Source organism: Bacteriovorax sp. DB6_IX (assembly GCF_000447775.1).
GTDB lineage: Bacteria > Bdellovibrionota > Bacteriovoracia > Bacteriovoracales > Bacteriovoracaceae > Halobacteriovorax_A.
In genome coordinates this window covers 1-18,390 of record NZ_AUNJ01000508.1, presented here as the reverse complement: position 1 = coordinate 18,390, position 18,390 = coordinate 1, and the positions used below count along the sequence as shown (strand labels likewise).

19 protein-coding genes and 2 pseudogenes are annotated in these 18,390 nt (G+C 37.4%); 9 read left to right on the top strand and 12 right to left on the bottom strand.

All coding sequences use genetic code 11. The annotated features are described in order from the left end of the window. The 4 genes and pseudogenes from M901_RS16005 to M901_RS15990 all read left to right on the top strand — a co-directional run. Positions 1–207 (top strand): annotated as a pseudogene (locus M901_RS16005) (hypothetical protein); the annotation flags it as partial. 78 nt (positions 208–285) lie between these two features. Continuing rightward, positions 286–1,404, top strand: a pseudogene (locus M901_RS18470) (7TM-DISM domain-containing protein); the annotation flags it as partial. Continuing rightward, positions 1,384–2,163: a sensor histidine kinase gene (locus tag M901_RS18465; RefSeq protein ID WP_369793761.1), complete on the top strand. Its 780-nt coding sequence runs from the start codon at positions 1,384–1,386 to the stop codon at positions 2,161–2,163. The pseudogene M901_RS18470 and the gene M901_RS18465, both read left to right, overlap by 21 nt. A gap of 100 nt (positions 2,164–2,263) precedes the next feature. After that, on the top strand, positions 2,264–2,584 hold the full coding sequence (locus M901_RS15990) for a hypothetical protein (RefSeq protein ID WP_021279253.1): 321 nt from the start codon (positions 2,264–2,266) through the stop codon (positions 2,582–2,584). 29 nt (positions 2,585–2,613) lie between these two features. Here M901_RS15990 and M901_RS15985 read toward each other — a convergent pair whose 3' ends face one another. Continuing rightward, positions 2,614–3,984, bottom strand: coding sequence for a hypothetical protein (locus M901_RS15985; protein ID WP_021279255.1), 1,371 nt, complete (start codon positions 3,982–3,984; stop codon positions 2,614–2,616). Positions 3,985–4,047: 63 nt separating this feature from the next. After that, positions 4,048–4,437, bottom strand: coding sequence for a hypothetical protein (locus M901_RS15980; protein ID WP_021279247.1), 390 nt, complete (start codon positions 4,435–4,437; stop codon positions 4,048–4,050). A 38-nt stretch (positions 4,438–4,475) separates the two neighbouring features. On the opposite strand from M901_RS15980, the gene M901_RS15975 reads away from it, so the two are divergent. Beyond that, positions 4,476–4,961, top strand: a complete 486-nt coding sequence (locus M901_RS15975) for a DUF4442 domain-containing protein (RefSeq protein ID WP_021279249.1) — start codon at positions 4,476–4,478, stop codon at positions 4,959–4,961. Beyond that, the gene (locus tag M901_RS15970) at positions 4,961–5,722 is read left to right on the top strand and encodes an MBL fold metallo-hydrolase (protein WP_021279259.1); all 762 of its coding nucleotides are present in this window, start codon (positions 4,961–4,963) and stop codon (positions 5,720–5,722) included. Before M901_RS15975 ends, M901_RS15970 begins: the two co-directional genes overlap by 1 nt. On the opposite strand, the gene M901_RS15965 is transcribed toward M901_RS15970, so the two are convergent. From M901_RS15965 to M901_RS15935, 7 genes are all read right to left on the bottom strand, one after another. Further along, positions 5,712–6,539 carry a serine protease gene (locus M901_RS15965; protein ID WP_021279264.1) on the bottom strand — a complete coding sequence of 276 codons (828 nt, stop codon included), beginning with the start codon at positions 6,537–6,539 and terminating at the stop codon, positions 5,712–5,714. The genes M901_RS15970 and M901_RS15965 overlap by 11 nt on opposite strands. A gap of 21 nt (positions 6,540–6,560) precedes the next feature. Next, positions 6,561–7,409: a hypothetical protein gene (locus tag M901_RS15960; protein WP_021279254.1), complete on the bottom strand. Its 849-nt coding sequence runs from the start codon at positions 7,407–7,409 to the stop codon at positions 6,561–6,563. 131 nt (positions 7,410–7,540) lie between these two features. Next, positions 7,541–8,413, bottom strand: coding sequence for a M48 family metalloprotease (locus M901_RS15955; RefSeq protein ID WP_021279246.1), 873 nt, complete (start codon positions 8,411–8,413; stop codon positions 7,541–7,543). Positions 8,414–8,512: 99 nt separating this feature from the next. Continuing rightward, the gene (locus tag M901_RS15950; RefSeq protein WP_021279251.1) at positions 8,513–9,355 is read right to left on the bottom strand and encodes a S1 RNA-binding domain-containing protein; all 843 of its coding nucleotides are present in this window, start codon (positions 9,353–9,355) and stop codon (positions 8,513–8,515) included. Positions 9,356–9,444: 89 nt separating this feature from the next. Continuing rightward, positions 9,445–10,743 (bottom strand): sensor histidine kinase KdpD, encoded by a 1,299-nt coding sequence (locus M901_RS15945; RefSeq protein ID WP_021279266.1) that lies wholly within the window; start codon positions 10,741–10,743, stop codon positions 9,445–9,447. 49 nt (positions 10,744–10,792) lie between these two features. After that, on the bottom strand, positions 10,793–12,139 hold the full coding sequence (locus tag M901_RS15940) for a hypothetical protein (RefSeq protein ID WP_021279258.1): 1,347 nt from the start codon (positions 12,137–12,139) through the stop codon (positions 10,793–10,795). After that, positions 12,139–12,564 carry a hypothetical protein gene (locus M901_RS15935; protein WP_157680077.1) on the bottom strand — a complete coding sequence of 142 codons (426 nt, stop codon included), beginning with the start codon at positions 12,562–12,564 and terminating at the stop codon, positions 12,139–12,141. Before M901_RS15935 ends, M901_RS15940 begins: the two co-directional genes overlap by 1 nt. A gap of 217 nt (positions 12,565–12,781) precedes the next feature. On the opposite strand from M901_RS15935, the gene M901_RS17900 reads away from it, so the two are divergent. After that, positions 12,782–13,063, top strand: coding sequence for a hypothetical protein (locus M901_RS17900; RefSeq protein ID WP_021279265.1), 282 nt, complete (start codon positions 12,782–12,784; stop codon positions 13,061–13,063). Between the two features lie 78 nt (positions 13,064–13,141). Here the strand turns inward: M901_RS17900 and hisS are convergent, their stop codons facing one another. Then, positions 13,142–14,503: a histidine--tRNA ligase gene (gene hisS, locus M901_RS15925; protein ID WP_021279260.1), complete on the bottom strand. Its 1,362-nt coding sequence runs from the start codon at positions 14,501–14,503 to the stop codon at positions 13,142–13,144. A 136-nt stretch (positions 14,504–14,639) separates the two neighbouring features. Here hisS and M901_RS16890 point away from each other — a divergent pair, with 136 nt between their 5' ends. Then, the gene (locus M901_RS16890; protein ID WP_157680076.1) at positions 14,640–15,569 is read left to right on the top strand and encodes a M23 family metallopeptidase; all 930 of its coding nucleotides are present in this window, start codon (positions 14,640–14,642) and stop codon (positions 15,567–15,569) included. Here the strand turns inward: M901_RS16890 and M901_RS15915 are convergent. Then, a complete protein-coding gene (locus M901_RS15915) occupies positions 15,534–15,977 on the bottom strand; it encodes a DMT family transporter (RefSeq protein WP_021279263.1) in 444 nt (147 codons plus the stop codon). The two genes, M901_RS16890 and M901_RS15915, sit on opposite strands and share 36 nt — an antisense overlap. Before the next feature lie 75 nt (positions 15,978–16,052). Between M901_RS15915 and M901_RS15910 the strand changes: the two genes are divergently transcribed. Further along, positions 16,053–17,300 carry a DNA recombination protein RmuC gene (locus M901_RS15910; RefSeq protein WP_232422547.1) on the top strand — a complete coding sequence of 416 codons (1,248 nt, stop codon included), beginning with the start codon at positions 16,053–16,055 and terminating at the stop codon, positions 17,298–17,300. 279 nt (positions 17,301–17,579) lie between these two features. Here M901_RS15910 and M901_RS15905 read toward each other — a convergent pair whose 3' ends face one another. Continuing rightward, the gene (locus tag M901_RS15905; RefSeq protein WP_021279257.1) at positions 17,580–18,263 is read right to left on the bottom strand and encodes an inorganic pyrophosphatase; all 684 of its coding nucleotides are present in this window, start codon (positions 18,261–18,263) and stop codon (positions 17,580–17,582) included. Between the last annotated feature and the right edge of the window lie 127 nt (positions 18,264–18,390).

Below are 18,390 nucleotides of genomic sequence, written 5' to 3'. Positions count from 1 at the left end.
GTAAAGCTTGGTGGTGAGAATACACTTATTGTCTCGACAAATTCTGATCGTCCAGGAGGTGATGCTTGTGGTGATGCTGGAGGAGCAGTAGGGTACAAGAAATCAGTTGTTGTGTATGATAATGCAATTGAAATTAGAGAGAAGGTGAGATGTACTTTTAGCTTCTTTAAAAAGTACGAATCAGTCGCAAAATGTAGTTTCAAATAAATATAATGAGCCTCTTGAAAAAGAGGCTTTTTTTTCAATATTTTTGTTTGATAAATAAAAATGTGCTAATGTGCCCTTATGAAGTTTAGGGCATTTCTACTTATTATTCTATTCTTTCAATATGTAACTCAGGGGCTGACTTTTGCGGCAACTGAAATTGATTTAAGCCAAGAAGGAGAAGTGAATATCACTTCATCTTTTTCATATCATTCTGGTTCAGAGAACTTTCCCTCAGACTTTACTCCTATCAAAGAAAGTGAGTTTCATCATAGTTATACATCGAAGAATATTTGGTTGCTGGGTCGCTTTAAGAATGAAAGCTCTTTTCCCGTTGAGAAGATCATCTACCTCAGCTCTTTGACGATTGGAGACCTCGTATTCTACAAGAAGGTCTTAGGTGAGTGGAAGGAGTTTGAAAAATTTGAGATACACAAGGACCGAGATCGACTAGGTTTTTTCCCGAAGTTTCATCTCTCTCTCGGTAGTAATGATGAGATGGAAGTGTTGATAAAACGACAAGGGCTTCATCATCTGGATACAAAAATTCTTCTAACAGATGCAAACTCGTTAAATAAATTAGAGAAAAAAACTGAGAGACTCTATACTTTCTATCTTGGGTTTGTAGTCGCTCTGGCCTTGTTCAATTTAGTTATCTTTGTCCTAACTAAGGACAAGAATTATCTCATTTATACTGTTTTCATTATGAGTATTGGACTTCTAATTCTCTCATTAGTTGGGGCCATTGATGGAATTTATATTAATAAACAGCTCAATAAGAATATTGGAAGTTTTTCTTCTATCTCAATAGCGCTTGCATTCTTTTTCTCGTATCGTTTTCTGCGGCTTAAACAGAAAGTTCCAAAAGCTAAGTATTTCTTTATCCCATGTGTGTGTACGAGTGTCATTATCGTATTAATCAATCAGACCTATCTCTATGCAGAGTATACAAATATCTAGGGAACCATAATTGATCTCAATATTGTTATTGCGATGTTCGTTCTTCTCTATGTAGGTTTCTATTTATCAATTGCAAAAAGAGATAAGATTGCGATGATCTATACACTATCTTGGCTCTTTATGTTTGGAGGAGGATTTGTATGGTTGGCCGTGACAAAGGAGATCTTACCTGTAAATTTCTTCACAAAGCACGCTATCTTATTTGGAAATATTATTGAAATGCTCTTACTTTCTTCGGCCTTGGCCTATAAGTACAATACTCTTCAAGAGGAGTTAAGAGTTAAGAAAGAAGTTGAAAAGAGTCATGAAAAGTATAAGAAGCTTTTAAGAGTTCTTTCTCATGACATCGCAAACTCGCTCTTTATTATAAGTGGTTATACAAAGAGGTTTCGACGTCGACCTGAGCTCTTTGATGCTAACGAAAGTTGGGAGAAAATTGAGAAGGCAACGATTCATATGGAAAAAATTCTTGATACAGTGAAAGCTGAACAAGCCTATGAGATGAATGCAAAAGGTCTAAAGCTTGATTCTGTTTCACTTAATCAAGTTTTAAAAGATACTCTTGAAATTTATCAAAGTCGTATTGAAGCGAAGCAATTAGAGATCGAATTAAAGTCTCAGTTTGATTTAAATGTTTGGGGACATTACTCAGTTCTTGTCCACCAAGTTTTCGGAAATATAATCTCTAATGCCGTTAAATTCTCACATGCTGGCCATAAGATAGTTATTGAGGTTTATGAGGATCGAAAGTTTGCGACGATTACGATTCGTGACTTTGGTATTGGAATGAGTGAAGAAGACCTCAAGGCCTTTAATGAAGGAAGAGATATTAGCTCTAAAATTGGAACTGGGGGAGAGAGAGGAACAGGATTTGGAATGTACTTGATTCAATCCTATGTGAAACTCTTTAAGGGAAGTTATAAGATTAATTCACAGTTAAATATTGGAACGACTGTCACAGTGTCTATTCCGATGGTTAAAGATCAATATGAACGCTAAAACCATGTGAAAAGGTGGGGTATTGGTGTGATTTTGCATTTTGACTCCATTTTAAGCTAGAATTAATAATGAGTATTGAGAAGTACTCAAGGAGCAAATGATGAATACAAATGGAATTGAATACAAGAGTTATTTTCGTAATGAATCAGTCACATTAATTGAAGTTCTCAAGAATCGTGAGAGCGCATGGTATTTCTGTACTGGTGACGAGCTTTCTCCATTTCATTGTTCACAAGAAATCGTTGAAAATGTAAATGGTAATGATATCAATGTCAGAACCTTTGAAGAGGGGGAGCTGCGATTTGATGATTACTTTGGAAAGCTTGTTATTTCTGGCCGGGACTCGGAGCTTGTCATCAACTCTCAGACAATAGAAATACCTACAGATTTAAAAGATAAAGTAGAGAGAATTCTTCACTAGTTTAAAAGAGGCCTAATGAGGCCTCTTTCTTATTGAGCATGTAAAATAGCATTGACATTATTAATACAATTTTCTGTTGCTGGTGCCTTGTGTAATCTGAGGTACTTCTCCGGACACTCTAGCCCCGTAGCAGTATACTTTTCGCCATTTAAGCAAGCAGCATATTTAATATACTCTTCCCATTCTGGTTTTGTCGTATCCCTTCTCTTTGTGTAATACGAATAGACGGCAAGACGAATAAGATCCTTATCAAATTTGAGGGCCTCAAGTGGAACTCCCGTCAATTCACTAAACCTTTGATCATAGACTTTAAAATATTCAGTCGCATAACCTTTGTACTTATCAAGATCCATCCATTCTCTAGGTGGTGAGTTTCCATGGAGAAAGCCAATACTATTGGGCCACATATCTTCCAATAGATGAGACTCGTCCCAAATTTCAGCGATAGCGCTTCCCGTACTATTTTGAATGAACTTCTTAATGAGATAAGTGTCGGCAAGATCCTTTAGAACGATCTTTCCTGTTGGTTTCATATTCTCATCGAGTTCAATCATAAAATTTTGAGAGTGAGGAGAATCAAAGTAAGCCGATGTATATGCTGCGAGTTCAGCCGTTGCTCGAGCTGTTGGCTTAACATAGTTCTCAAGCCAATACTTATATGGATCTGATGATCCATTCTTTTGGGCAAGTAACTTTCCCATTTCAGGGTGAAGGGCAGAGAAGCCTGGTAGGTAATACTTCTTACCACTTGGAACATCATTAAGTGATCTTACAAGTAGTCCTTGATCGAGTTCTTCAATTCCAAGACCTAGTGGTTCATCTTGAATAATGAGGGTCTCAAGTTTCATTTTCTCTGTTGTCTCTACAATAAAGTCTGTGATCTTTCTCACGTCCTTGGCATCTTTCCAAGTTTGTTTCTTATCTGTCCACTTTCCGCCGGTATTATTTGTTGAAACTTTAATTGAGAATGAATGTTGAGTTTCAGGATCAACTGCAATCATTGAACGAGAAGCCGTGAGATAACCTTTTAAATAGTTCTTAGGAGTTGAATCAATTCCTTTACTATCGAGCCATTCTTTCACATGTAGGTGCCATCTGGTATCTTCTGGATTGATAACCCATCTGACGTAGTTCTCTCCATCTTTTTCAAAGACAAGTGCATTTCGAGTGGCCTCATCGAGATTATCAGAGAAGTCAGATTGTAATTCAGAGAGAGGGATCTCATAGTGTTGCATATCAAAGACTTCATTTGATCTTGTTGAAACCATATTTGACTTGGTTTCCCAGTCGACAAGTTGTTTAACTGTCTCTGAAAGTTGAGCTGAAGCTGGGGCCCTATTTGTAAGAGGGGCACATGAGAATAAGAGTAGTAGTGTGATTAGGCTTAATTGTTTTTTCATACTAATTTATCGGTATGAAATATTCAAGAATTAAGCCTTTTTTAGCTAGTTAAGTGTTTGAAATTAATAGTCTTTACAAGACCAGTCGCGAGAGTGAATCTTATACTTTGGGATTCTTGCAAAAGTTGCAAAGTGTTTATCAGCATCCTTTCTCACTCGATCAATTTTTACTCTAAAGTTACCAGTCGTGAACTCTTGGATTTTTCCACCATACTTACTGATGAGATTGACCTTCTTGAAGTAGCTAGACTCAACACCATATTTCACAACATGTACTTGTACTTCGTGAAAGATATCACCTCTGCCGTGGCGGGATTGATATATCGTCAAAGAATCAACAAATTTTGATACATCGTAGTGAACACATTTATAGATGGGTTCTCTCTTTGGATCAAGACTTGCGAATGTTGATACTGTAATTAAAGATAAGATTGGAATAATAATTTTTTTCATACTCTAATGATAACGCAATTTGTGTTAAGATTGTAGCTATGGCAGCATCATTCTTTAAAAAGCATAATAGTCATATACCTGTTTGGTTAATGAGAAGACTTTTCAATCTCTGGCCACCATATCTTGGTTCTGGAATAGAATTCATCGAAGGCAGTGAAGACTTTCGCTATATTAAAACTTGCCTCAAAAGACGTTGGTATAATTTAAATTACGTAGGAACTTCTTACGGGGGATCACTCTACTCAATGACTGACCCTTTCTATATGTTTATGCTTATCAATATTCTTGGTAACGACTATATTGTCTGGGACAAAGGGGCCCATATTGATTTTGTGAGACCTGGGAAGTCACATGTTTATGCTGAGTTTAAAATTACGGATGAAATTCTTGAAGATATAAGAGAGAAGACAAAAGAGGGGAGAAAGTATATTTTCGAGCTTCCTGTGGATGTTGTTGACACTCAAGGCGAACTTGTCGCGTCAGTGAAGAAAACACTCTATGTCAGAGAGAAGAGAAAGAATTAGTGAAAATTCATCAAATTAAAGGTTATATTCAAAGCCTATATCTTGTGGAGTATCCTGATTCGCTCTTACTTTTGGATAGTGGATGCTACTGCGATTTTCCCATTGTCGAGGACTTCATCACCAATAACCTAAAAAGAGAATTTAGTGATTTGAAATTAGTTCTTATCTCACACACCCATCCTGATCATGCCGGTGGAGCTTGGCGATTTAAAAAGGCCGGAATCAATATTGCTTTCAAAGAGAGAATGGATCACTGGTACTTAGGTCGACGAGGTTTTAAGAATTATTGGATTGATATTCTCTTAACTTGGTATGTTGCAAAAAAGATGAAGCGTCCTTTTAAGAATATATTTTTTAAAAGACGAATCGAGGCAGACTTTTTTCTGACCGATGGGACTTCTGTTCCTGGATTTCCCGAATGGCTGTGCTTAGATGCGCCTGGGCATACTGATAGTGATATGACTTTCTATCATAGAGAAAGTTCTACAGCCTATGTTGGAGACAATATTATAAAACTCAGAGATAAGTATATCATTCCGCACCCCGTGAGTTTTCCAAAGCTCTATCGAAACTCTCTCGAAATGTATCTTAATCAAGGGATTCAGAATTTTCTCTTGGCCCATGGTGGAGAGACATGCATCTCTAAAGAAGAATTGGGTGATATTATTAACCGCGTCCCAAATACGGCCATCGACAATAGTGATATTCTGAGACAGTTAATTGGCAATTTTAAAAAGAACTTAAAGAAGTCTAGTCGATAATAAGTCCGTTACTAACTGTAACTTCAGTATCTTTTTCTTTCATATCAACTCTTTTAGCCGAATACACTCCATCGACATAATCTTTAAATAAATATTTTCCAGAGTTGTCTAAATCAATCTTTCCATTCAAGAATTGTTGATCCTTAAGCTCCTGATAGATAAGAATTGGAAGAGAGATATTTTCGTCATCAGCGCTAAGCACCTCTGCACTAAGAACTCCTAGAACTTCGCCATCTGTATTGATAATTGGACCACCCGACATACCTCCGATAGAGGCCCTATTGTGATCACATTGTATGTAATCACCTAGAATTGATTTCCTCTCTCCTAAATTATAGGCACCTTTTCCTAGGTAGCGGCATTCAAGCTTTAATTTTTGATGACCACCCTTGGCAGCATAACCGAGTACATAGACTTTATCTCCATGTTGAGGTTGTGATTTGGCAAGTTCGAGAATATTAAGGTTTTGGTATTTTAGTGGTTTAAGAATACTTAGATCTCGATTGTATGAATTCACACGATCTTTAATTCTGTATTGAATAAAACGATTCTTAATTTTCTTGATTTTTGCTGTGTGAGCAAATGCCTTTCTTCTCTTGCTTTCACTACCATATGGTAGACAGTGATGTGCTGTTCCCATGAAGACTTCTTCGTGACTATTTTTAAAAAGAAATGAAGAGCAGTTATAGGGGTTATTGATAAAAGACTTTTTTACTAGAATCTTCCCAACAGTATTTTCTGGAGTTAAATCATCGGCACTAATCGCAAGAGTCGTAGTGGCAATGATAATAGAAAATACTGTTAGGATTCTTTTCATAACTTTCTCGGTTAAAATTGATTAAAGAGCAATATAAAGGTCACCAATATTTTCTTTGAGTACCTCTATGACTTCATTTTGATCATTTGTAATTGGAGTGGCCCTATACCATTGACCCATTCCTATTTCTTCCCAGATACCAACATTTGATCCCCAGTAGTGGAAAGCTGAGTAGGTCTGATCTCTTTCTAGTTCAGTTTCAGTAGACTGAAAGTAAGGAGAGGCCTTACCTGTAGCAACGACTGTTTGACACTTTGTTGCTTCAGCAAACTTATTGGCAAAGAGAGTTGAGATATTACATGCATAGAATTGGGCAACGCACTTTCCGCAGAACTTTACTTCTCCCGATTCAATGGCCTCATTCAAGTGTTTTTCAATTGTTGTTGTCCCAAGACGGTCTAAGAAGTTAGGTCTTGTCTCGTTATTGACATAGATTCCATTGAGTCCTCTTGAACCAGAAAGCCCATGGACTTCACCATTTTCTTTTCTTGAGGCCCATCCATGTGAAACAGAAGTCAGTTTAGGAATACAACCATAATTCTTAGTGTACTTCTTGAGTGCTCTGATAAATGAGTTTCCATTTCTCCAATTATAAACAGTCTTTGCACCGTGGATGATATTTTTAAAGGCCGGCTCTTTTCGGTTGTTCTTCTTGATGAGATAGAGCCCTTTATTTGAGTTCGTGTAGAATGTTGCTTCGTTCTTCTCGTAAGCTTCCATTCCTAGAAGTTCCATGACATCTTCTCTGTAGCTTTGAGCTTCTGCTAAATTCGTTACTTCTTTTGGTAGATTCGTTCCGTGATCACGATAGGCGATATTGGTGGCCATAACATTTGTGACACATACTAGTGATAGTACGATTGCTTTCATATTTCTTCCCCATAAGTTGATTAGTGGGGTTATAACGCATACCAAAAAAAATGAAAGTTATTTGGAAAATTTACACAAAAAAAGCCGCGTAGAACGCGGCTTAGTAATATATAAGTATTTGTTTTTACTTATTAGATTCTATTTGGCTTAAACCAACATTGTGATCTTACACCATCTTTGAACCCTTCAAATCTGTTACAAACACCTGCTGTTTGATCAGAGTTGCTAACTTCATCGTGAAGGTCTTTAGTACAAAGAGCTCCTGCAAAGTAAGTGTCTAGACGACATTGACCAGCTGGGTGCTTGTGGTTCGTTTTGCTAACAACAGACTTGTCTGGAGTTGCGAAAGAAACAGGTCTATTCCCATTTAGAAGAGTCGCTAAACCTTTTGATGCTTGAGATGATCTCATACATAGGGCCTTATCTTCTGCTGAATCCCACATCTTGTCACATTTATCAGCAACTAGTGGATCAATATTCATTGCACTTACGATTGAGATATTGTCATCTTGTCCATAGATTCTTCTGAAACATTTCATTGTTGCCCAGTAATCAGATTGACCTTCGTTTGAAGCCCAAGTCTTCATGAAGAATCTTGTTACCTTTGGAGCACCTGCTAGGTGGTGTCCAAGCTCGTGGCATAGAACTAGAGCAAAACCATCTGCAGAAACAGCTTCGTGTCTTGCAAGTCCACCAAACATATGAACTTCCCAAGTTGATCCCGCTTGTTTTGCATAAGCATTTACTGTACCGTCAGTCCACTTTCTGAAAACTTTTAGTTTCTTACCTTTTTCTGCGATTACTGGCTCATAGTGCTCAATCGCTCTATCGATAACATGATTGAAGATTTCTTCAGTCATTCCACTTGATGATTTCTGATCAGCGCTGATCCACATGTCATTGTCTGGCATAAAACCAGTTTTTCCATCAATATCACATGCAAGCACATTCGTTGATGTTAGAAGTAGTGTTGAAAGAACAACATTCTTAAATTGTTTAAGCATACTTTCCTCCCTGAAATTTGCTTGAATAAACTCAATTTAAAAAGTATTCCAATTGCAATTGAAAATGTAAATTATTTTGTGTTGGAGTGTTTTGGTCGGTTATTTGTTCTTAATTAACTCAATTCCATCATCTGTTAATTTGATCTTTCTCTCTTTGTAGAGGATCCCAACCGCTTTTTTAAAGGCCTTCTTACTGACGCCTAGCATACCTTTAATCTCTTCAGGAGTACTCTTGTCGTTAAGAAAGGTCTTTCCACCAGATTCTTCAAGAAGTTCAAGGATGAGTGTTGTCGTTTCTCGTAGACCACTCATACCTAGTGGTTTAAGTGAAACATCGATTAGACCATCAGGTCTAACTTTTTTGACGTAGGCCGGATACTTTTCACCCATACGAACAGGGGAGAAGGTTTCGTTTGCGTAAATCATTCCAAGGTACTTCTTGTTAATGATAACTTTATGTCCAAGTTCTGTTCTTTGAACAGGCTCTATTGAAACTTGATCATGCATTGAGAGACCTGTTTCTTCTTGGTTCTCAAGGTACTTTCCAAATTTAGTCGTCCCAAATACTCGGTTCGTACCCTCTTCAAGACAAACTCTAACGAGGTATTCTTCATATGGACGAACTTTTACTTTTTGTTCATTTCCTGGAACAAGAAGATCTTTGTCTATCCCCCAGTCGAAGAAGGCCCCAAATTCCTTCACGTCTTGAACTTTCATGACTGCGAATTCACCTACTTGTGCATAGGGAAGTTCTGTTGTGGCAATAGGAAGACCTTTTGTATCGAGATAAACGAAGACTTCAATCTCCTGGCCAATTCTTAGGTTAAGAGGTCCAAGATTGTCTGGGAGAAGAACATCATCACCATCCTGGTCAACAAGGTAGTGACCTGAGTTAATTTTTCTATCGACAGTGAGTTTCTGAATCTTTCCAATATTTATCATTGATATTTCCTTCGTGTATTTTGCCTTTCTAACTCTAAAGATAGCAAAAGACCAACTCTAAATTCTTGAAATGTAAATAAGATCGTATTTTAAGAGCACTTTTTGAAGGTAAGAGTAATTTCTGTTCCATGGTCGTCTGGAGATTCGGAAATATCCTTGCTCACAACACTGACCTCTCCTTGGTAGAGCTCCATATACTCTTTTACCAGTGGCATTCCAAAACCTGTTCCATGTTCTCCATTTGTACCTTGTCTTGTTGTTGGTACGGTTTTAGAAAAGAGGTTATCTAGAATTTTTTTAGGAATTCCTATTCCTGAATCTCTAATTGAGACCTTGGCATAATCTTCTGCGTTCTGTACTCGTAACTGAATCTCGCTCTCGGCTTGAGAAAACTTAATCGCATTTGAAAGAATATTTGAAAGTACCTGATGGGTGAGAGAGTTCGGTTCAGCTTGAACACTTATGTTAAAATCTCCATGTTGAATAAGGGAGAGTTTCTTATCTTCAAGTTTTCCTTGAAATATTTGGCTTAGGTTATTAATAACGTGGTTGAGACTGACTGATTGAAGTTCGACTCTTGATTTTCCCGATTCAATGGCTTCGATTTGTTTGACCTGATCCGTAATATTGGTAATCATCTTGCTTCCAAAGCTAATTTTTTCTGCCCACTTTTGTACTTCCTCAGGAGTCATATCCTTTCTTTGGAGAAGCTGCGCACTACTATAGATAATCGTGAGAGGATTTCTAATATCGTGAGTGAGAATTCTCAAAAGACCATGGGCCGTATCAGATTTTTCTTCAAGAGATCGAAGAGACTTTTTTAGTGCAAACATATAGATCAGGATAAAGGTAATAATCAGGCCCATATTCACATAGTAGCTAGACTCCCAGAGGAAATCATTAAACTCCTGAGAGAGGGGAATATCGAGATGTGAAAAATAGATGGGGCCAATATACTTGAGAAAAGGGTAGGCGAGAATACAAAGGGAAGACCAAAATAGTAGATATCTTCTCGAGAGAAAGAGACCCAATGCCAATGGAATAATATTGATAAAGTAAATACCCATCGTCTTTTCTCTTCCTAGGCAAAGAGAGGCATTCATTATTCCAATATAGACTATCGCCGCCGTGAGATTCGTTGATTTAGATAGGGAGAGTCCCTTCTTAAAAAAGAAAATATTGATAATTAAAAGTATGGCCCAAGTTGTATTGGTTTTTAGAAAATAGGGAGAGTCGAGAATCATGTAGTAGTTGATTCCATAGACAAAGAAAATCATTGAAGCAATGAGAGTTGCGAGTATCAAAGTGTAAGATGTTCGCACCTCTGTCTCATTATGGTACTTCAGAGACTTCGGTAAAAAGTAGTTGATTAAGCTTCCAAATTTCACGCAGGATTATTATAAGGCAAAATTATTGACTGCGGGACAATTCTTAATTTTATTCTGATTTATTTGAAGAAGCCAGTGATTCAAAGACGCTCTTAAGCTTCGGAAAGCTCTTTATTGCGGCTTCTAGGCTTTCTTCTAAAACTCTTTCTGGCAGCCCTAACTCAATGGCCCTCTTAATGATAATTTCGTGGATTTCAGGTGAATCTAGTCCAGATTTTAAGGCATCTTGAGCATATTTAAGTGATTCTGCAGGCTTAAGTTGTTCGTCATTAACGATGACCTCTAAGACCTTAATATTCTTATTCTTAGGAAATTTATTCTGTGCTCTCTTAAGTACATTTTCCATGAGCTGTTTATTGCTCGAGAGCTTGAGTGCTTGAATGAGAGAAGCGTAAACCAGTGGCTTATCCTCACAGATACTTGAAGCTTCATCCATTAGCTTATAGGCCCTTTCAAGGAGATCACTATCAACTTCTTTATCACCCTCGTACTTATCTTTAAGAATTTTCTTTCCATAGATTGTAAGAGAAGCTGCAATATAGTTTTTAAGGTCACTATCTGGCTCTTCGACATTCTTAAAGGCCGTATGATAACTGAGAATATCATCATATTCTGCACATGCGACTGAGACCCACGCAAGGTCTGGGATCATCTCTGGGTTAACAGGGAAATCCTCTGTCATAAGAGAGCTAATCCTGTAGGCCTTTTGCCTTTCTTTAAGCTGCATGTAGATATTGAAGAGCTCTTTAAGAGAGTTGTAATACTTTGGGTGATACTTTAGGCTTGTTTCAAAAGCAGTTCTTGCTTGTTCCAGACCCTTAGATTTTACATGAACCAGCCCTTCGAGATAGAAGGCTTCATAGGGTTTCTTATCTGCTTTCTTTGCCTTGGCCAGAGTTTGTAGACTCTTGTCTAAATCAAATCTCATTTGCTCACGGGCCGACTCAACTAAGATAGTATATTCGCTAGGAGCCGTCTTAGGTATGACAATTTTTAAGAACTCAGATTGTAGGGAAGTGACTGTATAGGGAAGCATGACGAGACAATCAATTTCAGATTGAGCCAGTTTTGTTACAGCATCTAAAGAGTCATTTTCTGAAAATAGAATAAAACCAGACTCTAGACGATTCCCATGGTTCTTAAGATGTTCCTCTAAGAGTTCTTTATAATTTCCATCTTCTAATTTATCGTGAGTAAAGACATAATTAGGCTTTTGAGACTTCATAATCTCAAGTGCCATCTCAACATTCTTGGCAAATTGAACATTCTTACGGGCAACAGCTGTTTTCTTTAGCATTTGTTCAACAGCAGTTTTTCCAGCAACTGTTGGTTCAACGACAAGAAATGTCTTGTTCTTCATATATTGTTTGATGAGTTGCTGGGCTTTTGCATCCATTACTTTCTATACCTATCGAAAATAGTCGAGACATTCTCTTGTCTCTGTTCAATTTGCTCAATATATGAGTCCCAAAAGTCATTAACTTTATCAGTAATAGTGAGAGTTATCTCAGCGTGATCGTCAGTGATCTTTTCGTAGTGAGAAATATTTCCATTAATCACATGACACTGGAGAGTACTTTTATCCGAAGGCATTTTCTTTAACTTTCTCAAATGCTTGTCGTTATCAAAGATGTAGAGATTTAAATGATGTCCTTCTGCACATGACTTAGTTGGAACTATGAGCGTAAAATCTTTTTCATCGGCCAGAACAAAATTGATCTCTTTATAATCAATACAGTCTTGTTGGCTTGTTGAATTTGAAAAAATCATATAGGACTTGCTTAGTCTTTTTGTTGCAAGTGTAATTTTCCTTGAAGTCATAAAGAGAATTTTAAGGTATCTGGGAGAAAAATCAAGCAAATAGCACCATTTTATTTATCAGACTTTTATTGGGGATTTTGTGCATATTTGTGAGAAAAATCATAAATAGACACAAAAATTGTCCTAGCTAAGAAAAAGTGTTTGACGAGTTTGATTCTAGCCTTTTAAAATTAAGTACAAATAACTTTTTAGTTTAACTCAAAGGAAAGAGGAAATTATGGCTAAGAAAAAGACAGCTAAGAAAGCTACTAAAAAAGCAACAAAGAAAACTGCAGCTAAGAAAACTGCTAAGAAACCAGCAAAGAAATCAAAAGAAATGCTTCTAGTTGGTTCAAAAACTAAAGAAGCTCTAAAAGGTTCTGGAAAGAACACTTTTAACGTATCTGCTGATACTCTAGATGCTCTTAACGAGTACGTATACTTCCTAGTTGATCAAGCGCAAAAGAAATGTGCTGCCAACGGAAGAAAGACAATTAGACCATACGATATCATGGCTTAATTTCAAAAAGTCTTTTTTGAATAACAAAGCCCTCTTTTAGAGGGCTTTTTTTATATCTATTTTTTTGTCAAAGAAATTTTAGAAAGAAAGATTATCCTTAATTTCACTGATTTTAACTTCACGGTCTTCACCAGAATCCATATTTTTAACTTTAACGATTCCTGCTTCGGCCTCTGATTCTCCTAGGAAGATTGTGTAGCGAACACCACGCTTATTGGCATAGTTCATCTGTTTCTTCATTTTAGCCGCTTGAGGGTAGATATCTGTAGAGAAACCTTCTCTTCTAAGCTCTGTCGCTAATTTGAGATATTGTGATGTCAGATTGTCTGAGAAGTTGATAAAGAGAGCATCTAGACGACTATCAATATTTTTGAAAAGTCCTCTGGCTTCCATGACATCATAAATTCTCGCTGCTCCAAAAGAAAGCCCCACACCTGATAAGTCTTTAACTCCAAATAAGCTTGTAAGATCGTCATATCTTCCACCTGCTCCGATACTTCCCATACTTCCATCATCAAGCTTTACTTCAAAGATCGCTCCTGTGTAATAATCGAGCCCTCTTGCTAGCGTTGCATCGAAGTCGAGAGTTTTTAGACCTAATTCATCTGTATACTTAAAAATGAACTCGAGTTCAGCAACTCCTTTTTCTCCAATCTCATCTCCTGAAAGTACCTCTTTTACTTGGGCCAGTTTCTCAGTATTTGAACCTGAAAGACTAAAGAGGGGATCGAGTGTTGTCAGTTGATCTTCTGTGAAGTCTTTTGAGCGAAGCTCTTCAAAGACTTTTTCTTTGCCAATCTTATCGAGCTTGTCGATAGCGATTGTCATATCAGTGAGCTTTTCAAGGGCACCAATTTTAGAGGCAAAACCTTGAAGGATTTTTCTGTTATTGATTTTTATAGAGAAGCCTTCAATTCCTAAATCAATGAGAGAGTCATTATAGATCTGCATCAAAGAGACTTCTGACAGAAGAGAATCTGTTCCGATGATATCAGCATCGCATTGATAGAATTCTCTGTATCTTCCTTTTTGAGGTCGATCTGCTCTCCATACAGGTTGTATTTGAAATCTTTTAAAAGGAAAGGCCAGTTCATTTTGGTTCTTTGCCACATAGCGGGCAAATGGCACAGTGAGGTCATACTTTAGACCTCTGTCACTAATTTTTCTGGTCATTGATCTGGCATCACGACTTTGCAATTGCTCATCTGAGACTTTCTTAAGATAGTCTCCGCTATTGAGAATCTTAAAGAGAAGCTTATCTCCTTCCTCTCCATACTTTCCTGTTAAGACATCTAAGTTTTCAACGGCTGGTGTTTCTAATGGCATAAATCCATGGGCCTTAAAATGCTTTTTAATAGTGTCAAAAATATAATTTCTTCTATTTGTTTCTACAGGACCAAAATCTCTTGTTCCCTTCGCATTTTGTGGCTTAACGCTCATAGTTTCTCCAAAATAGTCTTTCTGCTTTTAACTCAGTCAGTTATACCTGTTTTTCTCTGTCTTTTGAAGTCTGGATTATTTGAAAAACCATGTTTCTTTATGGATAATGAGCAAAACACGGATGTTTGGAGATAAAATGCATAAATCAAAATACTTTTTATTATTAAGTACTCTCATTGTGAGTTCATGCTCACTTTTTAAGGCCCGAGTGCCACTGCCTCAGTATCAAGTGATTGATCAAGTTGTTCACCCTGGTAAAGTGAAAAAGGTCCAAGTCAAAGTTCCTCAAATAGGAAAGGATCATAAGCTTATTTGTGCTAAGAGCGAAGTGAATACACTCTTAGAAAAAGATCAACTCACTGGTTATTTTTCGGTTAACTATAAGTATCTTAGAGATGAGACCAATAGTCGTCTGATTCCTTGCTACTTGCAGTCTAATATTCAAGGGGATCTCGTAAATTTCCACGTCTTTAATATGAGAGTTGAAGAATGGGATTATCCAAAGAGCTTTATCAATGTGGCCAAGAAACACGTTGATCTTTCTAAGGAGAACTTAGATCGCTACCTAAAAGAAAAAGCAGAACTTAAAGAAGTCTATGAGAACCTTGTTAAAGGGGAAAAGCTTTTTACTGAGAGTTTCCGCGCCCCACTTAAATCTAAGATCACAGGAGTTTACGGTTCTCGCCGTGTCTTTAATAATAAGAAAGACTCTTGGCACTCAGGGACTGACTTTAGGGCGAGAAGGCCGACACCAATTCCTTCTTCAAATAGGGGTCGAGTTGTTCATGCAAAACACCTTTTCTTCAATGGGAAAGCTGTTTTCATCGATCATGGAATGGGGGTTTTAACAATGTATTGCCATCTTTCAAGAATTGATGTGAAGGTTGGAGATATTGTTGAAAAAGCTCAGGTGATTGGACTTTCTGGTAACACGGGTAGATCAAGCGCCCCACATCTTCACTGGGGAGTCCGTGTCCAAAATAATTGGATCGATGGTCTCCAGTTCTTAAAAGAGCAGGGCGAGTATCCGTTAGAAGCGAATTACAAGAGCACTTCCAGCAAGTAGAAGAACTGAACCAATAACTCTATAAACGTTAATGGCCTTCGTTGTTAATCCTAGCCATCCATAATGATCTAGTAGCAACGAGGCCACAAGCTGTCCCGTTACGACAAGTGCAACCCAGCCAGTTGAACCTAGTTTCGGTACAATGATGATTGCCGAAAGAACAAAGATACTTCCAATGATTCCACCCGCTAGTAAGTAAGGTGGAAGGCTGAGAACTTTTGAAAAGCTTGGAAGAGCGTTGAAGTTAAAGAGCCCAATAATAACGAAGACAAGAAATCCTCCTGTAAATGAAACAAGGGCTGCTTGAGTGGCCCCTCCGATATGAGAAGAGAGTTTCGCATTAATAATGGCTTGAAGTGGAACGATGGCACCAATGGCCAAGGCCCATGAAATCATAAACAGTTTCATATATTTCCTTATGTCGATAAATTCGTGTCAATCTCACAATTTTTGATTAGTATAGCCTAAGGAATTTAATGTCGAATGACAATAGAGCGGGAGCAGCGTGTTATGACAACAATCCAATTGATTATCGTTCTGGTTTTTCAAATTGCAGTGATTGGACTTATCGTTTTCTTTAGAAAAATGGATCGATCTGAAAAAGATGGAGATCGCTCTGCGCAAGATTTAAGTAACCTCATCCAAAACCAAGGACAGGGGCTTTCAGATACTCTGATTAGAAATAATGATCAGCTTTCAAAGAATTTTGGAGAACTAAGAGAAGGGGTCTTAGAAAGACTTCTTGAATCAAAAGCGGCCATGAATAAAGATCTCTATGAGTTTAAAGATCTACTGACAAAAGACTTAGAAGTTAAGTTTGATAAGTTAAATGGAACGATTCAAGAAAAGATGGATCGTATCAATAATAAGGTTCAAGAAAATCTTAATGAAGGTTTTAAAAAGACGAATGAAACATTCACTGGAATTATTCAACGTCTTGCCAAGATTGATGAGGCCCAAAAGAAGATTGAGTCACTCTCAACAAATGTTATTAGCCTTCAAGATGTTCTAACTGATAAGAAGAGCCGTGGAATCTTTGGAGAGGTACAACTTAATAATCTTCTCCAGTCTGTTTTTGGAGAGCCTGGTAAGTACTACCATATTCAACATAAGGTTAAGGATGGAAGGCTGGCCGATGCGGCCCTAACTCTTCCTGATCCTATTGGGCTTCTCTGTGTTGACTCTAAGTTTCCTTTAGAAAACTTTAAGAGAATGTTTGAAGGACATACGGAAGAGGAGAAGAAGCTTGCCCGTCGTGAGTTCGTAAAGAACCTGAAAAAGCATATTGATGATATCTCAAGTAAGTATATCATTCCTAATGAGACAGCAGATCAGGCCATTATGTTCTTACCTGCTGAGGCGATTTTTGCTGAGATTCATGCTTATCACCCAGATATTGTTGAGTACTCTCAGCAAAAGAGAGTTTGGATTGCTTCTCCGACAACATTCATGGCCACTTTAACAACAGTACAAAGTGTAATTATGAATATGGAGAGAAGTAAGTATATGAGTATTCTTCATAGAGAAATCAATAAGTTAGGTGATGAATTTGCCCGTTATGAGACGAGATGGAACGATCTTTCTAAGCACTTAGGAACAGTGACTAAGGATGTTGATAAGATTAATGTCACTACGACTAAGATTACGAAGCAATTCCAAAAGATTATGGAAGTTGAGGTTGAACAAACTCCAGAGTCCATTGATTTTTCTGGTCAGGGTAGTCTTAATTAAGTATAATAAGAAGGAATTCAAGGAGTTTTTATATGAGTATGGAAGTATTTGTTGCATTATGTGCAGTTGGTTTTTGGGCAATGTTACCAGCTTCTTTAGCTATTGCCGTTAGAGACTTTGACGATGCCATTATCGATGATGATCATCACTAGGATTTGAGAATCCTTTAAATATAAAAAAAGCCAGTCTTAGAACTGGCTTTTTTTGTGCCTAGATTTTGGCATAAAAAAAGCGGAGATTTCTCTCCGCTTCTTTAATATCTTTAAGTTTAAAAACTAATTAGTCATTGGCCTTATTAACAAACCATTCTGTACTGAACTTGTCATTGTAGTCTTCAATACCTAGGTCGATAATTTTAAGAGCTTCTTCTCTTCCGTAAAGACCAGTGATTTCGATCTTTGCTTTTTGACCTTCAGCTGGGATTTCCTTATATGTAAGGAAGTAGTGCTTAAGCTTGTTAAGAATAGACTCTGGACAGTCAGAAATATCTTTCATCTCTCCAAAAATTGCATCGTCTTTAAGAACAGCAACGATCTTATCATCAACTTCACCACCATCTAGCATTCTGAATCCACCAATTGGAACACAGTTAACTAGGATATCACCGTGAGAGATTGTTTTTTCAGTCAGAACACAGATATCGATTGGATCTGCATCACCAAAAAGTCCATCTCTTCCAGTTTGTTCCATTGTGTATTTCGCTGACTTTTCAGCAGAATATGTTCTTGGAATTAGACCATAAAGAGCTGGGATAACATTTGAGAACTTCTGAGGTCTGTCTACTTTTAAGTATCCAGTCTCTTTATCAATCTCATACTTAACTCTGTCAGTAGGTACGATTTCGATATAAGCATTGATTTCTTTCTCTGCTTGATCAGACCATGTCGACACTCCGTGCCATGGGTTTGGACGGAATAGGTGACCGGCCATCTTAAGAAGTTGATTCATTTGTTGATCATTCATTATGACTTCCTTTTAAAATATTTATAAAATTGAACGCCATAAGCTAACATAGTTTTCTTAAATTGAAAAAGATTGAGCGAATTTTCTCTTTAAATAGATTAGTGACTAGCTGCGAAAAAGTTCTGCT